Source organism: Streptomyces sp. NPDC057137, assembly GCF_042670825.1.
Lineage (GTDB): Bacteria > Actinomycetota > Actinomycetes > Streptomycetales > Streptomycetaceae > Streptomyces.
Genome location: NZ_JBHUUW010000005.1, coordinates 85,750 through 104,531, shown reverse-complemented (window position 1 = coordinate 104,531; position 18,782 = coordinate 85,750). Strand labels below are relative to the sequence as shown.

General features: G+C 71.3%; 20 protein-coding genes and 1 pseudogene. 10 read left to right on the top strand and 11 right to left on the bottom strand.

Going from position 1 to position 18,782, the window contains the following annotated elements:
* Positions 1-11: 11 nt before the first annotated feature.
* On the bottom strand, positions 12-809 hold the full coding sequence (locus tag ACFT9I_RS06530) for an SDR family oxidoreductase (RefSeq protein ID WP_382561424.1): 798 nt from the start codon (positions 807-809) through the stop codon (positions 12-14).
* Between the two features lie 107 nt (positions 810-916).
* Here ACFT9I_RS06530 and ACFT9I_RS06525 point away from each other — a divergent pair, with 107 nt between their 5' ends.
* Positions 917-1,831: a sigma-70 family RNA polymerase sigma factor gene (locus ACFT9I_RS06525; RefSeq protein WP_382561642.1), complete on the top strand. Its 915-nt coding sequence runs from the start codon at positions 917-919 to the stop codon at positions 1,829-1,831.
* 4 nt (positions 1,832-1,835) lie between these two features.
* Here ACFT9I_RS06525 and ACFT9I_RS06520 read toward each other — a convergent pair whose 3' ends face one another.
* Complete coding sequence (locus ACFT9I_RS06520; protein WP_382561422.1) at positions 1,836-2,492, bottom strand: DUF2199 domain-containing protein; 657 nt, start codon at positions 2,490-2,492, stop codon at positions 1,836-1,838.
* Positions 2,493-2,592: 100 nt separating this feature from the next.
* Here ACFT9I_RS06520 and ACFT9I_RS06515 point away from each other — a divergent pair, with 100 nt between their 5' ends.
* Together ACFT9I_RS06515 and ACFT9I_RS06510 are read left to right on the top strand one after the other, a co-directional pair.
* Positions 2,593-3,408 (top strand): SAM-dependent methyltransferase, encoded by an 816-nt coding sequence (locus ACFT9I_RS06515; protein WP_382561420.1) that lies wholly within the window; start codon positions 2,593-2,595, stop codon positions 3,406-3,408.
* Positions 3,409-3,455: 47 nt separating this feature from the next.
* On the top strand, positions 3,456-4,358 hold the full coding sequence (locus tag ACFT9I_RS06510; protein ID WP_382561418.1) for a slipin family protein: 903 nt from the start codon (positions 3,456-3,458) through the stop codon (positions 4,356-4,358).
* A 37-nt stretch (positions 4,359-4,395) separates the two neighbouring features.
* Here ACFT9I_RS06510 and ACFT9I_RS06505 read toward each other — a convergent pair whose 3' ends face one another.
* Complete coding sequence (locus tag ACFT9I_RS06505; RefSeq protein WP_382561640.1) at positions 4,396-4,959, bottom strand: phosphotransferase; 564 nt, start codon at positions 4,957-4,959, stop codon at positions 4,396-4,398.
* A gap of 118 nt (positions 4,960-5,077) precedes the next feature.
* Here ACFT9I_RS06505 and ACFT9I_RS06500 point away from each other — a divergent pair, with 118 nt between their 5' ends.
* Together ACFT9I_RS06500 and ACFT9I_RS06495 are read left to right on the top strand one after the other, a co-directional pair.
* Complete coding sequence (locus ACFT9I_RS06500; RefSeq protein WP_382561417.1) at positions 5,078-5,665, top strand: carboxymuconolactone decarboxylase family protein; 588 nt, start codon at positions 5,078-5,080, stop codon at positions 5,663-5,665.
* Entirely contained in the window at positions 5,662-6,540 is an 879-nt protein-coding gene (locus tag ACFT9I_RS06495; protein ID WP_382561415.1) for an RNA polymerase sigma-70 factor, read from the top strand. Before ACFT9I_RS06500 ends, ACFT9I_RS06495 begins: the two co-directional genes overlap by 4 nt.
* 17 nt (positions 6,541-6,557) lie before the next feature.
* Here ACFT9I_RS06495 and ACFT9I_RS06490 read toward each other — a convergent pair whose 3' ends face one another.
* The 3 genes from ACFT9I_RS06490 to ACFT9I_RS06480 form a co-directional block, all read right to left on the bottom strand.
* Positions 6,558-7,016: a DUF6228 family protein gene (locus tag ACFT9I_RS06490; RefSeq protein WP_382561413.1), complete on the bottom strand. Its 459-nt coding sequence runs from the start codon at positions 7,014-7,016 to the stop codon at positions 6,558-6,560.
* 66 nt (positions 7,017-7,082) lie between these two features.
* A complete protein-coding gene (locus ACFT9I_RS06485) occupies positions 7,083-7,946 on the bottom strand; it encodes a class I SAM-dependent methyltransferase (RefSeq protein ID WP_382561638.1) in 864 nt (287 codons plus the stop codon).
* Positions 7,947-8,067: 121 nt separating this feature from the next.
* The gene (locus ACFT9I_RS06480; protein WP_382561412.1) at positions 8,068-8,646 is read right to left on the bottom strand and encodes a helix-turn-helix domain-containing protein; all 579 of its coding nucleotides are present in this window, start codon (positions 8,644-8,646) and stop codon (positions 8,068-8,070) included.
* 94 nt (positions 8,647-8,740) lie between these two features.
* On the opposite strand from ACFT9I_RS06480, the gene ACFT9I_RS06475 reads away from it, so the two are divergent.
* A complete protein-coding gene (locus ACFT9I_RS06475; RefSeq protein WP_382561410.1) occupies positions 8,741-9,781 on the top strand; it encodes an NAD(P)/FAD-dependent oxidoreductase in 1,041 nt (346 codons plus the stop codon).
* Positions 9,782-10,179: 398 nt separating this feature from the next.
* On the opposite strand, the gene ACFT9I_RS06470 is transcribed toward ACFT9I_RS06475, so the two are convergent.
* A complete protein-coding gene (locus ACFT9I_RS06470) occupies positions 10,180-10,779 on the bottom strand; it encodes a helix-turn-helix domain-containing protein (protein WP_382561408.1) in 600 nt (199 codons plus the stop codon).
* Between the two features lie 130 nt (positions 10,780-10,909).
* Here ACFT9I_RS06470 and ACFT9I_RS06465 point away from each other — a divergent pair, with 130 nt between their 5' ends.
* The gene (locus ACFT9I_RS06465) at positions 10,910-12,526 is read left to right on the top strand and encodes an MFS transporter (protein ID WP_382561406.1); all 1,617 of its coding nucleotides are present in this window, start codon (positions 10,910-10,912) and stop codon (positions 12,524-12,526) included.
* 12 nt (positions 12,527-12,538) lie between these two features.
* Here ACFT9I_RS06465 and ACFT9I_RS06460 read toward each other — a convergent pair.
* The 3 genes and pseudogenes from ACFT9I_RS06460 to ACFT9I_RS06450 form a co-directional block, all read right to left on the bottom strand.
* Positions 12,539-12,802: pseudogene (locus ACFT9I_RS06460) on the bottom strand (hypothetical protein); the annotation flags it as partial.
* A 15-nt stretch (positions 12,803-12,817) separates the two neighbouring features.
* Positions 12,818-14,413 carry an FAD-dependent oxidoreductase gene (locus ACFT9I_RS06455; protein ID WP_382561636.1) on the bottom strand — a complete coding sequence of 532 codons (1,596 nt, stop codon included), beginning with the start codon at positions 14,411-14,413 and terminating at the stop codon, positions 12,818-12,820.
* A 301-nt stretch (positions 14,414-14,714) separates the two neighbouring features.
* Positions 14,715-15,500: an SDR family NAD(P)-dependent oxidoreductase gene (locus tag ACFT9I_RS06450; protein ID WP_382561404.1), complete on the bottom strand. Its 786-nt coding sequence runs from the start codon at positions 15,498-15,500 to the stop codon at positions 14,715-14,717.
* 85 nt (positions 15,501-15,585) lie between these two features.
* Between ACFT9I_RS06450 and ACFT9I_RS06445 the strand changes: the two genes are divergently transcribed.
* Positions 15,586-16,443 carry a helix-turn-helix transcriptional regulator gene (locus ACFT9I_RS06445; protein ID WP_382561402.1) on the top strand — a complete coding sequence of 286 codons (858 nt, stop codon included), beginning with the start codon at positions 15,586-15,588 and terminating at the stop codon, positions 16,441-16,443.
* Positions 16,444-16,545: 102 nt separating this feature from the next.
* Here the strand turns inward: ACFT9I_RS06445 and ACFT9I_RS06440 are convergent, their stop codons facing one another.
* Positions 16,546-17,283, bottom strand: coding sequence for an SDR family oxidoreductase (locus ACFT9I_RS06440; protein ID WP_382561400.1), 738 nt, complete (start codon positions 17,281-17,283; stop codon positions 16,546-16,548).
* Between the two features lie 142 nt (positions 17,284-17,425).
* Here ACFT9I_RS06440 and ACFT9I_RS06435 point away from each other — a divergent pair, with 142 nt between their 5' ends.
* The gene (locus ACFT9I_RS06435) at positions 17,426-17,992 is read left to right on the top strand and encodes a TetR/AcrR family transcriptional regulator (RefSeq protein ID WP_382561398.1); all 567 of its coding nucleotides are present in this window, start codon (positions 17,426-17,428) and stop codon (positions 17,990-17,992) included.
* Between the two features lie 101 nt (positions 17,993-18,093).
* On the top strand, positions 18,094-18,780 hold the full coding sequence (locus ACFT9I_RS06430; RefSeq protein ID WP_382561396.1) for a methyltransferase domain-containing protein: 687 nt from the start codon (positions 18,094-18,096) through the stop codon (positions 18,778-18,780).
* Positions 18,781-18,782: the final 2 nt, after the last annotated feature.

The window sequence follows — 18,782 nt, the reverse complement described above, 5'->3', positions numbered from 1 at the left end:
CCACCCCCGGCTCAGCGACTGCTGCCGCTCACCCGCTCCGCGAGGAAGTCCTCCCAGGTCCGCTTCCCGATGTCGGCCCCGTCGAGGGTCAGATTGTCCCCGGCGCGGTACGCGCGGCCGATCTTGCCCGGCACGCGGACCGGCATCGTCGGCCGGCGCTTGCCGCGTGCCTGGAGGTAGCCGCGGGTCAGCTCGCTCAGCCCGTACAGCTTCGGTCCGGTCAGGTCGGCCACCCGGCCGGCCGGTTCGCCGAGGGTCAGCTCCACGAGCCGGGCCGCCACGTCGCGGGCGTCGACCGGCTGCATCCGCAGCCCGCCGGGGGCCGGGAGCACCGGCAGTTTCGCCATCGTGCGCGTCATGGTGAGGATCAGGTCGTGGAACTGCGCCGCCCGCAGTGTCGTCCACGGCAGCCCGGAGTCCGCCACGGCCCGCTCCGCGCCGAGCTTGGCTCTGAAGTAGCCGATCGGCATCCGGTCCGCGCCGATGACCGAGATGTGGACCAGGTGCCGTACGCCGACACGTGACGCGGCCCGCACCAGATTCCGGGTCCCCTCGTCGTCGCCCTTGGGCCCGCCCGCGAGATGCAGGACGATCTCGGTGCCGTCGATGGCGGACGCGATCCCGCCGCTCTCTCCAGCTCCCTCCCCGTCTCCCTTGAGCAGGTCGGCGGTGACGTACTCGACACCGCCCTGGGGCTCGCGGCCGTGCCGGCTGAGCACCCGTACCTTGTGGCCGGCGTCGCGCAGCAGGGGTGTGACGAGGCGGCCGAGGGTGCCCGTACCGCCGGTGACCAGGATGGAGGACGTCATGGCTTCTCCAAGCTCTCGCGGACCGGGTTTTCCCGGTCGGATCCACGGGGTTGAGAGGATCTACCTCACTGACACCTGGCGAGCGGGGAATGTGACCGATGAACCCGATGGACGAGAGCACACGGCTTCTGGAGCGTTTCGAGGAAGACCGGACTCGTCTGCGCGCGGTCGCCTACCGGATGCTCGGCTCCGCGAGCGACGCCGACGACGCCGTCCAGGAGGCGTGGTTGCGCCTCAACCGTGCCGACACCGGCGAGGTCGAGAATCTGCGCGGGTGGCTGACCACGGTGGTGGCGCGGGTGTGCCTGAACATGCTGCGTACGCGTGCCTCGCGGCGCGAGGATCCGCTCGACACCGGCGTGCACGGTGAGCGGGGCGGCGGTCGGGCCGATCAGGTCGATCAGGCCGATCAGGTCGGTCGGGCCGACCCCGAGGAGGAGGCGGTGCTCGCCGACTCGGTCGGGCTGGCCCTGCTGGTGGTGCTCGACACGCTGACGCCCGCCGAGCGGCTGGCCTTCGTGCTGCACGACATGTTCGCCGTGCCCTTCGAGGAGATCGCCCCACTGCTTGAGCGCTCACCGGCGGCGACGAGACAACTCGCGAGCCGCGCCCGCCGCCGGGTCAAGGGGGCTTCGCCCGTACCCGAAGCGGATCTGGCGCGCCGACGCCAGGTCGTCGAGGCCTTCCTCGCGGCGTCCCGGGGCGGGGACTTCGAGGCGCTGGTCGCGGTGCTCGACTCGGACGTGATCCTCCGCGCCGACCGTGCCGCGGGCCCCACCCGCGCGCCGATCGTGCTCCGTGGCGCGCAGAACGTGGCGAAGGGCGCGTCCATGGCCGCGGAACGCGTCAGGTTCACCCGGCCCGCGCTGGTGAACGGGTCGCCCGGACTGGTGATGGCCCCGGGCGGACGGCTCTTTCTGGTCCTCGCGTTCACGATCGCGGACGGCAGGGTCACCGAGATCGACATCATCGCGGACGAGGATCGCCTGGGTCAGGTGGAGGTGGCGGTACTCGACGCGTAACGCTTCAGCTGCCGGAGCTGCCGGAGCTGCCGGAGCTGCCGGAGCTGCCGGAGCTGCCGGAGCTGCCGGAGCTGCCGGAGGTGCCGAGATTGCCCGAGCTGCCGGTTTCGCTGGAGCTGCCGGAGGTGCCCGAGCCGCCGGAGGTGCCCGAGCCGCCCGGGTGCAGGACGGCCTCCGTGATCTCCCGTATCCGCTCCGGCGTGATTCCGGTGCGCTGCTCGACGGCCAGGGGATGGTCGGTCGGCTCCAGCTCGATGAGGGGGCGCTGCCCGACCGGACGCGTGTGGACATGGGTCCGCAGATTGATCGTGCTGGGCGCGTACAGCCCCAACTTGGTGGTCAGCCATCCGAAGTACGGCTCCTCGGACTCACGACCCGGCCTGTCCCAGACCTTGAGCGCCCGCGCGAAGTTGTCCGCGCTCAGGGATACCCAGACACCCCAGGAGAAGGACTCGGTACCGCCGATCACGGGTATCTCGATCAGACCCTTGACGAAATAGTGCTGCGCTCTGACGACACACTGGTCCGAGGAGAGCATGCTGTCCGGGTCGTCGGCGCAGCTCTCGTCCCAGACGTCGGGCGCCGTGGTGGAGTAGTTCATGGGGGGCTCGGAGTGGTGCTCCCCGCAGCGTGAGCAAGTGAAGCCGAGATCACTGACCATGCCCGCGAGCGTACCGACCGCCACTGACAGTGAGGGAAGGGATCGGAGCAGGATCGGGGCCCGGACGTCACGACGACCGATAGCGGAGAGAGTGGCTTGTATGAGTGAGCGCGACCTTCAGCCGAAAGGCCCGTCGTCGGCGGGCACCTGGTGCTGCCTGGGCGGGGGCCACGTCTACACGGAGGCGGACAGGGAACTGGCCGAGGCGATCGGGCACAGTTTTCCCGTCGTCCCTTCGGCTGCCCGCGCTTCGCACGCTTTCCTGGAGCGGGTCGTGGACCACACGGCACGGGCGGGTATCGAGCAGTTCCTCGATCTGGGCACGGGGCTGCCCGTCGAACCGAACACGCACGAGGTGGCGCAGGCCATCGAGAAGAACACGCGGGTCGTGTACGTCGACAACGACCCGACCGTCATCGAGCACGCCCGCGCGCTGATGGCCATCGGGTCCCCTGAAGGCGCCGTCGACTACGTGGACGGTGACGTCCGCGACGTACAGAAGACCCTCGACGAAGCCCGCAGGACCCTCGACCTGGACCGGCCCGTCACGGTCCTGATGCTGTCCATGCTCGGGCACATCGAGAACCCCGCAGAGGCGAGCGAGATCGCCCAGCGCTATATGCGCGCCATGGCGCCCGGCAGCTATCTCGCCACCTGCGACTCGTACGACTCCCCGGACATGCGGGCGGCGGCAGCGGCGTACGCGGCGGGCGGCGGCCCACCGATCTACCTCCGCACGGCCGCCCAACTGGAGCCCGCCGGCGCCGGCCTCGAATTCCTCGCCCCGGTCGGCCCCATCTCCCTCTGGCACCCGACCGAACCGGACCCCGAGCCCGTGGACCAGTGGGGATTCGTCGCGCGGAAGCCCCTGCTCCCCACGGACGGTTCGACGGAGATCGACCATCCGGTCATTTGAGGCATATCGTGGTTATTGACACCTCGGTCCGGCGTCAGGGGTTGATCATGGGCGAGGAACTGGTCATAGCGGTCATAGCAGTGATTTGCGCGTGCGGGATCTACGCGCTGGCGGCCGCGCGGGTCGTCAAGCAGTACGAGCGCGGCGTGGTCTTCCGTCTGGGGCGGCTGCGAGAGGGCATCAGAGGGCCCGGGTTCACGTTGATCGTCCCGTTCGTGGACAGGCTGAACAAGATCAACATGCAGATCGTGACGATGCCTGTCCCCGCACAGGACGGCATCACGCGCGACAACGTCACCGTGCGCGTGGACGCGGTCATCTACTTCAAGGTCGTCGACGCGGCGGACGCGCTGATCCGGGTCGAGGACTACCGGTTCGCGGTGTCGCAGATGGCGCAGACGTCGTTGCGGTCGATCATCGGTAAGAGCGATCTGGACGATCTGCTCTCGAACCGCGAGAAGCTGAACCAGGGCCTGGAGTTGATGATCGACAGCCCGTCCATCGGCTGGGGCGTGCAGATCGACCGGGTCGAGATCAAGGACGTGTCGTTGCCGGAGACCATGAAGCGGTCGATGGCTCGGCAGGCCGAGGCGGACCGTGAGCGCCGCGCGCGGGTGATCAACGCGGACGCGGAGCTGCAGGCGTCGAAGAAGCTCTCCGAGGCGGCCCGCCAGATGGCCGGGCAGCCGGCCGCGCTTCAACTGCGGCTGCTGCAGACCGTGGTGGCTGTCGCCGCCGAGAAGAACTCCACGCTCGTTCTGCCCTTCCCCGTCGAACTGCTCCGCTTCCTTGAACGCGCCACACCCGCCGAGGCGGCGCAGGCCGTGCAGGCGGTCTCGGGCGCGGTAGAGGCGGCTCCGACTCCCGAAGCGAAGAAGCAGGAGGAGGAGAAGCCGGAGGAGAAGAAGCCGGAAGAGGAGACGCGGGGTCGGGAGAAGCAGACCGTCTGATTCGCTCGACGGTCAACGCTCTGCCGTGTCAGCCGGGTTAGCCTCGTCCAGCCGCGTCGGCCAGAATCGCCCGAAGTCGCGCGCGGCACTCGGCGACGAACGCGGGATAGGTGGCCCAGTAGTACGAGATTCCGCCGACACCGACCGCGATGGCCCAGGCACGGGCACGGCGCCAGGTCGGATCGTCCAGGTCGAGTGCGCCCCAGTAGATCTCCCGCGCCCGGGGCGGCAGATCCCAGAGTGCGGAGTGCTCGGCGTCCGGATGCCCGATCGAGAGGCACCCGAAGTCGATGAGCGCGTGCAGCTTGCCCTCTTGGACCAGGAGGTTGGTGGGCTTGAGGTCGCCGTGGAGCCATACATGCGGCGCGGAAGGCTCGGGCAGTACGAGCGCGGCTCGCCACAACTGCTCCAAGGTGTCGACGTCGAGCTCCGTACCCACGGTGCTCCGGCAGTCGGCGAGAGACCGCCTGACCCACTGATCGCACTCCCGCAGGCTGCCACCCCGGTACCAGCTGAGGTCCCCCGTACGAGACGCCCCCATCAGGTCGACACGGTGCAACTCCCGTACCGCCGCCGCCGGGCGGCACGGGAGCCACCGAATTAACCCCTCGGCCTCCGGCCCCGCTCTCCTTGCCGGGGCCGGAGGTTGTCACACCTGGGAGCCCGCCGGTGTCTTCATGTCGAACGAGCGAACAGACAGACCTACCAAGGAGAACACCGTGGCACTGCGCATTCCGAAGGCGGAGCTGGGCACCGAGATGAGCGAGAGCATGATCAAGCAGTTCGGTGCCGTCGCCGAACCCGTCGAGGTGACGTGGCACAACCCGAAGGTCGCCGAGGCCAACCTGGTGCTCGGTGGCAAGGTGGGCGAGTGGGACGTGGCCGACGAGAGCCTCAAGTCGTTCGCGCACATGGCCGTCGCGGCGCAGGTCGGCTGTGGCTGGTGCCTCGATGTCGGGTACTTCCAGGCACGGAACCAGAACCTGGACCTGGCCAAGGCGAGCCAGGTGCCGCGCTGGCGGGAGTCGGACGTGTTCGCGCCGTTGGAGCGGGACGTGCTGGAGTACGCCGAGGCCATGACGAACACACCGCCGACCGTCACCGACGAACTGCACGCGAGTCTGCTCGACCGGCTCGGCCCGGCGGCGATGGTGGAACTCACCGCGTTCATCGCCTTCGCCAACATGGCGACCAGGAACAACTCGGCCCACGGGATCGAGTCGCAGGGTTTCTCCGCCGCGTGCGAGATCCCGCTGGCCGCTCGTCCGGGGCGGCTTGAGAAGTCCGGCGCGGCGTCCACGGCATGACCGAGGACCCGTTCGTCGCCCATCGCAGCCTGCTGTTCACGGTCGCCTACGAGATGCTGGGGTCGGCGGCCGACGCGGAGGACGTGGTGCAGGAGTCCTGGCTGCGATGGGCCGGCGTCGACCGGTCGCAGGTGCGTGACCCGCGCTCGTACCTCGTCCGAACCGTCACCCGCCAAGCGCTCAACCGGCTGCGCACGCTGTCGCGCAGCCGCGAGGAGTACGTGGGCGAGTGGCTGCCCGAGCCGCTGCTGACCAGCCCCGATGTCGCCGAGGACGTGGAACTCGCGGAGAGCGTGTCGATCGCGATGCTGACCGTGCTGGAAACGCTCGGTCCGGCGGAGCGGGCGGTGTTCGTGCTGCGCGAGGTCTTCGAGATGCCGTACGACGAGATCGCCGAGGTCGTCGGGAAGTCTCCGGCCACGGCACGGCAGATCGCACGGCGGGCACGCGAGCATGTGTCGGCCCGGCGCCCACGGGTGCGGGTGAGCCGGTCGGAGCAGCAGGCGGTGGTGGCACGGTTCCTGGCGGCGCTGCGCACAGGGCAGTTGCGGGAACTGCTGGAGGTCATGGCGCCGGACGTGGTCCTGGTCGCCGACGGCGGCGGGGTGGTGGCCGCCCTACTGGCTCCGATCCATGGGGCCGAACCGGTGGCGAAGCTGCTCGCGCGTGCGAACCAGCACGCGGACCAGGTGACGGCCGAGTTCGCGGCGACGCCGGTCTGGCTGAACGGCGCGCCCGCGGCCCGGATCGAGTTCGACGGTGAGCCGACCGCGGTGAGCCTCGTGGTCGAGAACGGGCGGGTCACCCGGATCTATGTGATGAGAAACCCAGGGAAGCTGACGCGCCTGGACGAACCGGCCGTACTCGCCAGGTGACCGGGGCGGACCGAGGCTCAGCCCCGGGCGGTGCGGAGGAAGTGCCGGACGTCGGCGGCGAAGGACGACATCTGCTCCCCGGCCTCCAACCACGTGGTCACCGACGCACTCCAGCCGCCGGCGGCGTCGGGCCACGGGCGCAGCGTCCAGGTCAGACCGATATGCCCACCGGACCGGAACACGGCCGAGACAGCCAGGTCCCGGTCGTCGTTCTGCCAGGTCCGCTCGCCGTCCCAGCCACGGTGGCCGGCGGCCAACTCGGCCAGGAACGGCGCGAGATCGCTGTCCCAGACCCAGGCCACCACCTCGCCGACGCGGGCGGTCAGCCCGGGAGCCCATGCCTCGACGGCGTAGTGCACGGAGTCCTCGTCGACGCTGAACCGATCGCAGAACCGCAAACCGACGGACAGGTTGTCCTGACAGCGGATGGTCACGCCCGCCTGCTCGTCGATGGCGTCGTCGTCAGGAGAGGTCACACGGCACCTTTTCACAGGTGGGGCCACCCGTCCGGGCGGCCCATGTGCCGTGTGGCACCCCGGTGTTCAGGTACGGCGTGCCGCCCACACCGTGCGCTCGGTGCGGACCGTCAGGTCGTCGCGGCGCAGGATGCTGTGAGGGCTTTCCGTGTCGAGCAGCTGGTCGAGCGCGGTGAGGTCTTCGGGCGTCAGCTCCTCGGCGACGCCGCCCCGCATGCGGGTCAGGCTGCTGAGCGCGTAGCGGCCGACGGCCTCGGTGTGGGGCGGGCCCAGGTCGACCGTGATGGTGCGTTCGCCCTCGACGGAGAAGCCGGCGGCGGTCAGCTTGGGGCCCCAGTCGGCGCCGCGGTGGGGCAGGTGCTCGGCATGGTGGTGGTCGATCGCGGCGTGGCAGCGTTCTTCGAGTCCGGGGCGGTCCGCCGGGGCGTCTTCGGGCAGGAAGCGCGGGAAGCCCGCCAGTTCGACGACGGCGAACAGTCCGTCGGGGGCGAGCGTGTCGTGGACCTGGCGCAGGGTGCGGTCGGGGTCGGCCATGTGGTGCATGGAGGCTGACGCCCATACGAGTTCGGGCGTGCCGAGGTCCGGCCAGGCCCCGTCGAGGTCGGTTTGAACGGTGCGTACCCGATCGGCGAGACCGGCTGCCTCGGCCTTCTGGCGCAGGCGGTTGAGGTGGCTGGTCGAGGTGTCGACGGCGGTCACCTCGGCCTGGGGGAAGCGCTTGAGCAGGGCGAGGGTGCCGGCCCCGGTTCCGCAGCCCAGGTCCACGATGTGGCGGGGGTCGGCCTTGACGGGGAGCCACGCGGTGATGGAGGCGATGTGCTCGGCGAGCACCTCGGCGTCCAGGTCGAGGATCTCCGACTGGTCGTCGTGGTCGTCGTGGCCGTCCAGGGCATGAGCGTGAGCGTGGGCGTCGTGCGAGGCGTGGGTCATGGCGGCCACGCTATGAGGATCATGAGCGTGCTGCCCGGTCGCTTTCGGGAACGGCAAGAAGGTGGCGCCTGGCCTGCTCGCCGCGCAAGCGCACGTCAACGCGGCCGTCACCATGGGGCCGTCACTGCGGCGGGCTGTCGTCGCCGCGTTGATGGCCCCGCCGGGCGTCGCGGTCGAAGATGCCCAGGAGTTCGCACGGTCCCCCTTCCGCGCCGATCGCGTGCGGAAGCATCGTCGGGAACTCGGCGGCCTGGTTGGTCTCCACCCGGAAGCGCCGGTTGCCCAGGAGCAGCACGGCCGTGCCGGAGAGGACGACGAGCCATTCGCGGCCCGGGTGGGCGCGCATGCGCGAGGGGCTGTCGGGCGGGGGGTCCGTCATGCGCTGACGTATGACGGTCAGGCCGGGGTCCGCCCGGACGGGCCAGCGCATCTGCTGGTGGGCGGCGTCGATCGTCGGGTTGGAGATGACGTCGTCCGTGGCCGTCTCGACCAGTTGGTCGAGGGTGGTGTCCAGGGCGCGGGCGAGGGTGACGAGCTGGTCGAGAGCGAGGCGGCGCTGACCGTTCTCGATCCGGCTGAGCGTGGAGGGGCTGAGGCGGGCACGGGTGGCCAGCTCGTCCAGGGACAAGCCCTGTGCCACGCGCAGGGCGCGGACCCGTTTGCGTACCAGGCTGTCGAGATCTCCATCGTCTTGCGTCATAGGCAACATCTTATGCCGCATGCGCAAACAGTGCTTAGGGTGGCCGTACGAGGGCTCGCTCGGGGGCCCCCTCACCGCTAAGGAGACGTACGCCATGCCCGTAACGACCGACACCGACACCGACACCGACACCCACACCGACACCGACACGACCGTCGACGCCGTCGTGATCGGCGGCGGAGCCGCAGGCCTGAACGGCGCGCTCATGCTCGCCCGCTCCCGCCGCTCCGTCGTCGTGATCGACGGCGGCACGCCCCGCAACGCGCCCGCCGACGGCGTGCACGGCCTGCTCGGCCAGGAAGGCGTCCCGCCGGCGGAACTGCTGCGCCGGGGGCGCGAGGAAGTGCGCGGCTACGGCGGCAAGGTGGTGGCCGGCGAGGTGATCAGCGCCGTCCCCGCCGACCCGTCCGCCGACCCGTCCGCCGGCCCCACCGCCGAGGGCGATCCGCGCTTCACGGTCACGCTCGCCGACGGCAGCGCCCTGCGGGCGCGCCGGCTGCTGATCGCCACCGGGCTGCGCGACGTACTGCCCGACGTTCCCGGGCTGGCCCAGCACTGGGGACACGGTGTGGTGCACTGCCCGTACTGCCACGGCTGGGAGGTGCGCGACGAACCGATCGGGATCCTGGCCGTCGGCCCGGCCTCCGTCCACCACGCCCTGCTGTTCCGGCAGTTGACCGACGACCTGGTCTACTTCACCCGCGGCACCGGCCCGGACGAGGAGACCCGGGCGCGGTTCGCCGCTCGCGGCATCCGCGTCGTCGACACCCCTGTCGCGGCGGTCGAGTCCGGCCAGGACGGCGGCATCGCGGGCGTGCGGCTGGCCGACGGGCAGTTCGTGCCGCGCCGCGTCGTCGCGGTGGCGACCGTCATGCGGGCCCGTACCGAGGGGCTGGCCGGGCTGGATCTGCCGATGGAGGACCTGCCGGGCGGCATGGGCCGCCACTTCGCCACCGGCATGGCCGGGACCACCCCGGTCCGGGGCGTATGGGTGGCCGGCAACGCCACCGACCCGACCGCCCAGGTCGGCGCCTCCGCCGCCGCGGGCGCCCTGGCCGGTGCGCACATCAACGCCGACCTGGCCACCGCCGACACGGACGCGGCCCTCGCCGCCGCGCGGCGAGTCACGCTCTAGGGGGTGTCTTGCCGATCTTGCCGGGCTCGCGGTCCCTGGCACGCACGCTCTCCCCCGTAGCCCCCGAGGGGGCACGGGAGGTGCCCCCTCCGTTGTCGTCGGTCGGCATGGCTCCGCCATGCCTCCCTCCTCCGCCTTGCGATCGCACGCACCAACGTGACACCAGGCCGCTGCCGCGGCGGGCGCTCCCTGATCCGGCCTGATCGACAAGACACCCCCAGGCCGTGTCCGACTTGCCCCGCCTGGCGCGCGGCGCCCGGACGATCCGCTCTCCCCCGTAGCGCTTCGGGCACGGGAGGCGCCCCCTGCCTTGTCGTCGGTCGCCCACGTACGGCCGGGCCATCTGCGACGCCGATCCTCCGCCTTGCGGGCGGACGGCGCTATGCGTCAGACACCCCCTAGGCACCGGCCTTCGGCGCCGCGCGCACATGCGCGCGCTCGCCCTGCTTGCCGACCAGGCTCAGGAATTCGACGGGGCCGGAGCTGGTCGCGCCGAACCAGTGCGGTGTACGGGTGTCGAACTCGGCCGCCTCGCCCGGCTTGAGTACGAGATCGTGCTCGCCGAGCAGCAGGCGGAGCGTGCCGTTGAGGACGTAGATCCAGTCGTAGCCCTCATGGGTACGCAGGACGGGTTCCACGTCGCCTCCCGCCGCAGGAGCGGGCAGGACGAACTTGTACGCCTGGATGCCGCCGGGCCTGCGGGTCAGGGGCAACACGGTTGATCCGTCTCCGCAGGCGATGGGGCGGAGGTTGACGCGGGGGTTGCCGGTACGGGGCGCGTCGACCAGCTCGTCGATGGTGGCGCCGTGGACGCGGGCGAGCGGCAGGAGCTGTTCGAGCGTGGGGCGCCGCAGGCCCGCCTCAAGTCTCGACAACGTGCTGACCGAGATGCCCGTCGCCTCCGCGAGGCCGGTCAGCGTCATGTCCCGGGCGAGGCGCAGCTGCTTCAGCCGGGGGCCGACGGCGTCGAGCGTGCGGTCCACATCGTCGTCATCCATGCCGCCAGTCTGTCCGGCGGTTTGCCGATCGGCAAACATCTTTGCCTATCCGCCCGGCCCTCGCCACGATCGTCCCGATCCCGCCCCACGTGCCACGTCGCGCTTCCAGTGATCCGAAAGGTCCGTCCCCATGAGTACGAACCGGCCCACGAAACCGCCCGCGCAGGTAAGCGCCGAAAGGACCAGTGCGGGCATTGACGACCCGCGCCGGCGGCGCGCCATCCTGATCACGGTCTGCATAGCCCTGATGGCCGTCATCGCGTCCGTATCGGGCCTCAACGTCGCCCAGCCGGACATGGCCGTCGCGTTCGACGCCTCACAGCCCACGATCCTGTGGATCATCAACAGCTACACCCTCAGCCTGGCCGCGCTGCTCCTGCCGCTCGGCGCGGTCGGTGACCGGTGGGGCCGTAAGCCGGTACTGATCGCCGGCCTGATCGTCTTCGGGGTCGCAGGCGCTGTCGCCGCCCTCGCCACATCGGCCGAGATCATGCTCGCCGCACGCGTCCTCAGCGGCGTGGGCGCGGCGATGATCATGCCCGTCACCCTTGCCGTCATCACCTCCACCTTCCCGGCGGAAGAACGCGGTCGGGCGATCGGCGTATGGACCGGTGTCGCCGGTGGTGGCGGCATCCTGGGCATGTTCCTGTCGGCCGCCCTGGTCGATGTGGCGAACTGGCGCTGGCTCTTTCTGCTCCCGATCGCGCTTGTGCTCGTCGCCCTCGTCATGACGGTGCGAACCGTTCCCGACTCGCGCGAGGACTCCAAGCACTCCTTCGACGCCGTCGGCGCGGTGACCTCGGTCGTCGCCGTGGTCGGGCTCATCTTCGTCCTGCAGGAAGGCCCCGAGCGGGGCTGGACCGCACCCGTGACCCTCCTCAGCCTGCTGACCGGCGTCCTCGCGGCCGTCGGCTTCGTGGCGTGGGAACTGCGCCGGCCCGCCCCACTCCTCGACGTACGCCTCTTCCGCGAACGCGGCCTGGCCAGTGGCTCCGTGGCACTCCTCGCGGTCTTCGGGGTGCAGGCCGGCATCTTCGTGGTCCTGTTCCCGTTCCTCCAGGCCGTGCTCGGGTGGTCCGGTCTCCTGTCCACCCTGGCGCTCATGCCCATGGCCGTACTGATGATGATGACCTCCGGGCTCGCGCCCCGCGTGGCCGAACGCGTCGGCAGCCGCTCCACCATGGCCTGCGGAATCCTCCTGGGCGGCGCGGGTCTGGCCCTCATGGCCACCCTCGTCTCCGTCGGCGGCGGCTACCTCTCCGTCCTGCCCGGCATGCTCGCCATGGGAATCGGCATGGGCCTGACGATGACCCCGGCGACCGAGGCCATCACCGGGGCCCTGCCCCGGGAACGTCAAGGCGTCGCGTCCGCACTCAACGACGTCACCAGGGAGTTCGGCACCGCGCTCGGCGTCGCCCTCCTCGGGGCGCTGCTGTCGTCCGGCTACCGCGGCGCCATCGACGGCCGACTCGAAGCCGTACCCGAGACCACGGCCGACACCGCCGGCATCGCCCGCGAAGGCATCGCCAACGCCGTCGAGGTCGCGGACAAGGCGGGCGGCGGCCCGCACGCACAGGCCCTGATCCGGGCAGCCCAGGAGTCGTTCGTCGACGGCTGGCAGCAGGCCATGTGGGCGGGCGTCGCCGTCATGGCTCTCCTGTTCGTGTACGTCCTCACGCGAGGCCCCCGGCGCCCGCAACCCCCCACGCCCGCAAGGGAGACGGAACCGGCGGTCACCACCACATGACGGGAGCCCGGGTCAGATCACGCGGAAGAGGTCGGCGGCGGCGTGCACGTCGGTCAGGTCCTCGATGGAGCGGAGGTTGCCGCACAGGGCCTCCAGGACCGAGCCGGCCTCGGCCGCGCGCGGGGCGCCGACGGCCACGCCGAAGACCCGGAAGCCCAACAGGTGCTTGGCGTCGTTCCAGCCGCGCGTCCACTCCTCGGTGACGCCGCCGAGGAAGGTCTCCGCGAAGTCGACGACGGCGAGGGTCCGGTCGATGCCCGCTGGCTGACCGGCCGGGGCCGGAGTCGCGGCTTACGGCGTGCCGGTCCATCGGCGCAGGGCGGCTTCGAGGCCGGTGACGGCAGCGGTGTCGGTGGTGGCGGAGGCGGAGGCGGTGTCGGTGGCCCAGGCGACCACCCCGTCAGGGCGTACCAACACCCCTGTCGGCGCCGCGTGTTCGTCGCTCACGCTGCTCACGTCGGTCACGCCGCTCACGCGCCCGGCCCAGGCCGCGGCGTGGCGGGCGAACGCGCCGTCCGGCGTGCGGTCGAGCAGCAGGAATCCGCCGCCGTGGCCGTGGTCGACCAGACGGGAGCCGTCCTTCAGCCACAGGTCGGGGACGTACCGGCCGACCAGCGGGTGGTCGCCGGGCAGGTCGGCGCGCTGCGTGACGCCGGAGATCTGCTTCACCGCGTACGTCGTGCCGTCCCGCGTGCTCAGCAGATCGGAGACGACCTCCCGGAGCGCGGCCGACTTGGCGTCCCCGCGCAGCACCCCGATCTGGGACCGCGTCCAGTCCAGCACCCAGGCGCCGACGGGACGACGCTCGGCGTCGTACGTGTCGAGCAGCCCTTCGGGTGCCCATCCGGCGATCACGGCACCGAGCTTCCAGCCGAGGTTCATCGCGTCGCCGACCCCGAGGTTGAGCCCCTGGCCGCCGAACGGCGGGTGCACGTGCGCGGCGTCGCCGGCCAGGAGTACCCGTCCCGACCAATAGGCCGCGGCCTGGCGGGTGTTGTCGGTCCAGCGGGTCGGGGTGGCGCGCAGCGCGGTCAGCGTGACGTCGGTGCCCGAGATCCGGCGCAGAGCGCTCTGCACCTCTTCGAGGGTGACCGGCGCCGAGCGGTCGGCGGGCGGGCTGTCGAACTCCACGGTCGCCACCCGGCCGGGCTGCGGCCCGCAGCGGTACACCCCCCGGGGCGACCACACCCATCCGTCGGCGAGCAGCGAAGGGTCGGCGATGTTGACCACCGCCTGGTAGCCGGTGAGTTCGGGGTCGGTGCCGGGGAAGCCGATGCCCGCGAGGCGGCGTACGGCGCTGTGTCCGCCGTCGCACCCGACCAGCCACCCGGTGCGCACCGTGCCGGCCGTGGTGCCGACGAGGACGCCGTCGCCGGTGTCGTCGAGCGCGGTGACCTCCACCCCGCGTCGTACCCGGACGCCCAGCCGCTCGACGTGCTCGGCCAGCAGCGCCTCCAGTTGAGGCTGCGGCACCATCCGCGCGCCGTCGGCGGCGGCGTGCGCGGCGAGGTCGGGGTCGGTCCAGTCCACGAGGTCGGGATCGAGGACCATGCCCGCGAAGTGCCCGGTGAATCGCGTCTCGCGCGCCGGGCGGCCGGCACCGGCCGGTCTGTCGTCGGCCGGTCTGTCGCCTGCCGCGCGAGCGAACGACCCCATCCGCTCCAGCGTCTCCCGCTGTACCTGCTCGGCGGCGGGCAGCAGGCCGCGGCGGTCGAGTGCCTCGGCCGTCGGCACGTTGATCGACTGCGCCTTCATCGCCTCGTCCCGCTCGGCCCGTCGCTCCAGTACCTGCACCGTCGCCCCGGAGAGCGCCAGCTCGGCGGCGAGCACGAGGCCCACCGGGCCGGCGCCGACCACGGTCACATCCGTCTCCTGCTCCACATTCATCGTCACGAACACCGTTCTAGGTGCGAACGGTGTTCGTGTCAAGTTTCGTGCCAGATTACGACGATCCACTCGGCAGTCATGAGCCCGACGCCTCCATCAGCACCACCCCGGCCGCCGTCCGCACGTACAGAACCGACCCTGGCCCTCGCGGCGCTGGGCAGACACGAGGTACGACGGCCGGCCGTCCCCGGTACGCGTCCGGGCGGCGCGCCGGAACCCGCCGCCACGGAGTAGTGGAGCCCTGCCCGGCCGCCGGGGAGGGGCCATCCCCTCAGGCGCCGACGTCGGAACGGCCGTTCCCTCAAGCGCCAGCGCCGCCGTCCACCGGCACCATCGCGCCGGTCACCATCGAGGCCCGGTCGCTGAGCAGCCACGCGGCCGCCTCCGCGACCTCGCGGGGCTCCGCCATCCGGCCGAGCGGGATGGCCGGCTTCAAGCGCTCGACAATGCCCGGGGACGCCGCCTCCCACGCGTCGATCATCTCCGTCGCGGTGCCGCCGGGGGTGATGCCGTTCACCCGGATACCGTTACGGGCCCAACTCACCGCGGCGGTCTCGGTGATGCTGTTGAGCGCGCGCTTCATCGCGCCGTACGCGGGGAGTTCCGGGTTCGCGCGGCGGCTGCCGATGCTCGATGTGTTGACGATCGCCCCGCCACCGCCCCGGCGCATGAGCGCGGCCTCGGCGTTCATGGCGGTCCAGTGCGCGCGGAAGTTGACGGTGAACTGCTCGTCGATGTCCTCGTCGGCCGTGGTGTCGAGCGGGCCGGGCCGCTGCTGGATGGCCGCGCCGTTGTTGAAGGCGCCGTCGAGCCGGCCGTGCAGTTCCTCGACGCGGTCGACGGCCGCGCGGATGCTCGTACGGTCGGCGAGGTCCAGGGTTACGGCGTCGGCGACGCCTCCGTCGGCGCGGATCTCGGTGACGACGCGGTCGAGGGCGTCGGTGCCGCGGGCGGCGAGCACGACGGCGGCGCCCTCGGCGGCGAAGAGCCGGGCGGCGGCCGCCCCGATGCCTCGGCTGGCGCCGGTGATGAACACGACCTTGCCGGTCAGCAGGCCGATGGGGGTGGTGTGGATGCTGTTCGTCATACCGACAGCGTCGCGGCCGCCCGGATCCCGATACAGGCACAGCCGGTACCAGGATCCGCCGCCACGCGGCGCGCACACTGGGGGTATGGACAAGCAGGAGCTGGGAGCGTTCCTCCGCAGCCGTCGCGAGCGGCTGCGGCCCGAGGACGTCGGCCTCCCCTCGGGCCCCCGACGCCGGACACCGGGCCTCCGCCGCGAGGAGGTGGCGGTCCTCGCGCACATCTCCACGGAGTACTACGTGCGCCTTGAACAGGCCAGGGCGCCGCGCCCGTCGGGCGAGGTCCTCGCCGGGATCGGCGGCGCGCTGCGGCTCACGGACGCCGAGTCCGACCACCTCCACGTGCTCGCGGGCACCGCCCCGAGCCGTACCGGACTGCACCGGCGCGACGTCCGCCCCAGCATCCTCGCGCTCCTCGAACGGCTGCCGCAGACGGCCGCCTTCGTAACCTCCGCCGCGTTCGAGGTGCTCGCGTGGAACGACCTCGCGGCCGCGCTCATGGAGAACTTCGCCGAACTCGCCCCGGAGGACCGCAATCTCGCGCGCCGCGCGTTCCTCGGGCCGGTGCGCGCCGACGCGCCGCTGTACGGGGTCTCCGACACCGCGGAGTTCCGGCACCACGTCGTCATGGGGCTCCGGTCCACACTCGCCCGGTACCCGTCCGACCCCGCCGTCACCGGACTCGTCGACGAACTCCGCGACGGCAGCCCCGAGTTCGCCCGGCTCTGGGAGCGGCACGACGTACAGGTCGCGCCGATGCTCACGAAGACGTTCCGGCACCCGGTCGTCGGGGAGATCACCGTCGACTGCGACTCGCTCGCGCTCACGGACAGCGACCAGCACCTCGTGCTCTACAGCGCGCCGCAAGGATCCCGGGACGCCGAGGCTCTGGCTCTGCTGAACGTGCTGGGAGTCGAGAGCGTCAACGCGGGCGGATCGCGCTGAAGTTGTCCGAGCCGGTCGCCGAGTTGTCCGTGCGGAGCCTGAGTTGTACGAGCCGGGGGCCGAGTGGTCTGTGCGGAGCCTGAGTTGTACGAGCCGGGGGACTCAGGCCTGCGCGGTGGGCCGGACGACGATCTCGCTGATGTCGATGCCGGCGGGCTGCTCGATCGCGTAACCGATCGCGGACGCGACGGCGGAGGGCGGGATGGCCATCTCGTCGCGCTGCCGGGTCATCGCCGCCGCTGTCTCGGGGCTCGCTCCCTTGCCGACGCCCTCGGTGTTGGTGAACCCCGGTGAGACGAGGGTGACACGCAGGTCGGGACCGGACTCCTGCCGCAGGCCTTCCGTCAGCACCTTCACCGCGGTCTTGGTGGCCGCGTAGACGCCCTGCGGTGATTTCACGACGTACGCCGCGGTGGAGGCGACGTTGACGAACTGGCCGGAATTCTGCCGCCGGAAGACGGGCAGTGCCGCCCCGATGCCGTTCAGCAGGCCGGTGATATGCGTGGCGACCATGGCGTCCCAGTCGTCCTGGCGCAGCTCGTCGAACGGTGACACCGCCATCGTGCCGGCGTTGGAGACCAGGACGTCGAGCCGGCCGAACCGGTCGACCGCCGTGTCCGTCAGGCGCCCGAGGTCCTCGCGGCGCGTCACGTCGACGACGGCTCCGACGGCCGAGCCGCCCCGCGCCGTGATCTCGTCTACCACCGCCGTCAGCCGGTCCTCCCGCCGGGCCCCGAGCACGAGCCGGGCCCCTTTCTCGGCGAGGTAGGCCGCCGTCGCCGCTCCGATGCCACTGCTGGCACCTGTGATCGCTACGACCTTGCCCTCGATGCCTGACATGATCAACGTCCTTCCAAGGGGGATGTGCGCAGGTCAGCCCATGACCTAGAGTGGAAGTGGGGGCTCCACCACTTACGTCAGACTAAGTGGGCGCGCCTCCGTTTAGCAAGTCGAAGGACCGGAGAGGGGACGGCGACCGCTGATGGACGGCAGTGCAGAACGCCCGTTGCGAGCTGACGCACGGCGTAACAGAGACAAGATCCTCGCGGCCGCGGTGCGCGTGTTCGCCGACGCGGGGCTGGACGCGCACCTGGAGCGCATCGCCAAAGAGGCGGGCGTGGGCAGCGCGACCCTGTACCGCAACTTCCCCACCCGCGAGGCACTGATCGAGGCGGTCTACCGCAACGAGGTGACCCAGCTGTGCGACGCCGTCCCCGGCCTGCTCGCGGCGCACCCGCCCTACGAAGCCCTGCGCGCCTGGACGCGCCTCTTCCTGGACTACGTCACCGCCAAGTACGGCATGGCCGACGCCTTGCGGGCCATCGCCGCGGCAGGAAGCAACCCCTACGGCCACAGCCGGGACATGATCCTGGCGGCCGTCACCGCCCTGATGGACACGTGTGTGGCCGCCGGGACGATTCGTACGGACATCGGTCCCGCCGACATGGCCGCCGCACTCGAAGGCATCGCCCTCACCTCGGCGAGCCCCGAACGACGAGAGCGGGCCGAGCGCCTGCTCGACCTCACCCTGGACGGCCTGCGGGTCTGACCGTTCATGAGGTGGCTGCGCAACCTGCGCGGCGGCGGGGCCGGGGCCGGGGCGCCATAGGAATTCTTCCCTCCGGGCCCGTCGCGCAATACCGTTGGCCGATGCGCGCCCACGACATTGACACCCCAGCCCGCCCGGCCCGCCCGGCCGATCTCGACATGGTCCGTGAGTCCTACGACCGCGTGGCCGACAACTACGCCCACATGGTGGTAACGACGGGAGTCGGCGACATCCGCAGCCAGCCATGGCTCAAGGCATCGATCGACGCCTTCGCCGACACCGTGCGCGACCTCGGGCCCGTCCTCGATGTCGGCTGCGGACCCGGAACGGTGACCGCCTACCTCGCCGAACGCGGACTCGACGTGTCCGGGGTCGATCTCTCTCCTCGCATGATCGAGAACGCGCGCCGTCTCCATCCGCGATGCCGCTTCGACGTCGCCTCCGCCACCGACCTCGACCTCGGTGAAGCGTCCCTCGGCGGCGTACTCGGGTGGTGGTCACTGTTCAACCTCCCCCGTGACGTGCTTCCTCAGGTTCTCGCCCTGTTCGCGCGCGCCCTGAAGCCGGGCGGGCACTTCATCACCGGTACACACGTCGGCGACGAGGACGTGGTGCGCACCGAGGCGTACGGAGGTGTGCCCGTTCGCTGGACGACCCACAAATGGCGGCCGGAACAACTCGTGGACCTGATCGAGCAGGCCGGACTGCGCCCGGTCGCCGAACTCCGGCTCCCCGCGGGCGAGCACACCGGCCCAGGCCTGGTCGTCATGGCCGAACAGCCCGGCTGAGA

Coding starts and splice junctions, on each gene's coding strand:
- ACFT9I_RS06530 (WP_382561424.1), bottom strand. CDS start 809: ATGACGTCCTCCATCCTGGTCACCGGCGGTACGGGCACCCTCGGCCGC.
- ACFT9I_RS06525 (WP_382561642.1), top strand. CDS start 917: ATGGACGAGAGCACACGGCTTCTGGAGCGTTTCGAGGAAGACCGGACT.
- ACFT9I_RS06520 (WP_382561422.1), bottom strand. CDS start 2,492: ATGGTCAGTGATCTCGGCTTCACTTGCTCACGCTGCGGGGAGCACCAC.
- ACFT9I_RS06515 (WP_382561420.1), top strand. CDS start 2,593: ATGAGTGAGCGCGACCTTCAGCCGAAAGGCCCGTCGTCGGCGGGCACC.
- ACFT9I_RS06510 (WP_382561418.1), top strand. CDS start 3,456: ATGGGCGAGGAACTGGTCATAGCGGTCATAGCAGTGATTTGCGCGTGC.
- ACFT9I_RS06495 (WP_382561415.1), top strand. CDS start 5,662: ATGACCGAGGACCCGTTCGTCGCCCATCGCAGCCTGCTGTTCACGGTC.
- ACFT9I_RS06485 (WP_382561638.1), bottom strand. CDS start 7,946: ATGACCCACGCCTCGCACGACGCCCACGCTCACGCTCATGCCCTGGAC.
- ACFT9I_RS06480 (WP_382561412.1), bottom strand. CDS start 8,646: ATGACGCAAGACGATGGAGATCTCGACAGCCTGGTACGCAAACGGGTC.
- ACFT9I_RS06475 (WP_382561410.1), top strand. CDS start 8,741: ATGCCCGTAACGACCGACACCGACACCGACACCGACACCCACACCGAC.
- ACFT9I_RS06470 (WP_382561408.1), bottom strand. CDS start 10,779: ATGGATGACGACGATGTGGACCGCACGCTCGACGCCGTCGGCCCCCGG.
- ACFT9I_RS06465 (WP_382561406.1), top strand. CDS start 10,910: ATGAGTACGAACCGGCCCACGAAACCGCCCGCGCAGGTAAGCGCCGAA.
- ACFT9I_RS06455 (WP_382561636.1), bottom strand. CDS start 14,413: ATGAATGTGGAGCAGGAGACGGATGTGACCGTGGTCGGCGCCGGCCCG.
- ACFT9I_RS06450 (WP_382561404.1), bottom strand. CDS start 15,500: ATGACGAACAGCATCCACACCACCCCCATCGGCCTGCTGACCGGCAAG.
- ACFT9I_RS06445 (WP_382561402.1), top strand. CDS start 15,586: ATGGACAAGCAGGAGCTGGGAGCGTTCCTCCGCAGCCGTCGCGAGCGG.
- ACFT9I_RS06440 (WP_382561400.1), bottom strand. CDS start 17,283: ATGTCAGGCATCGAGGGCAAGGTCGTAGCGATCACAGGTGCCAGCAGT.
- ACFT9I_RS06435 (WP_382561398.1), top strand. CDS start 17,426: ATGGACGGCAGTGCAGAACGCCCGTTGCGAGCTGACGCACGGCGTAAC.
- ACFT9I_RS06430 (WP_382561396.1), top strand. CDS start 18,094: ATGCGCGCCCACGACATTGACACCCCAGCCCGCCCGGCCCGCCCGGCC.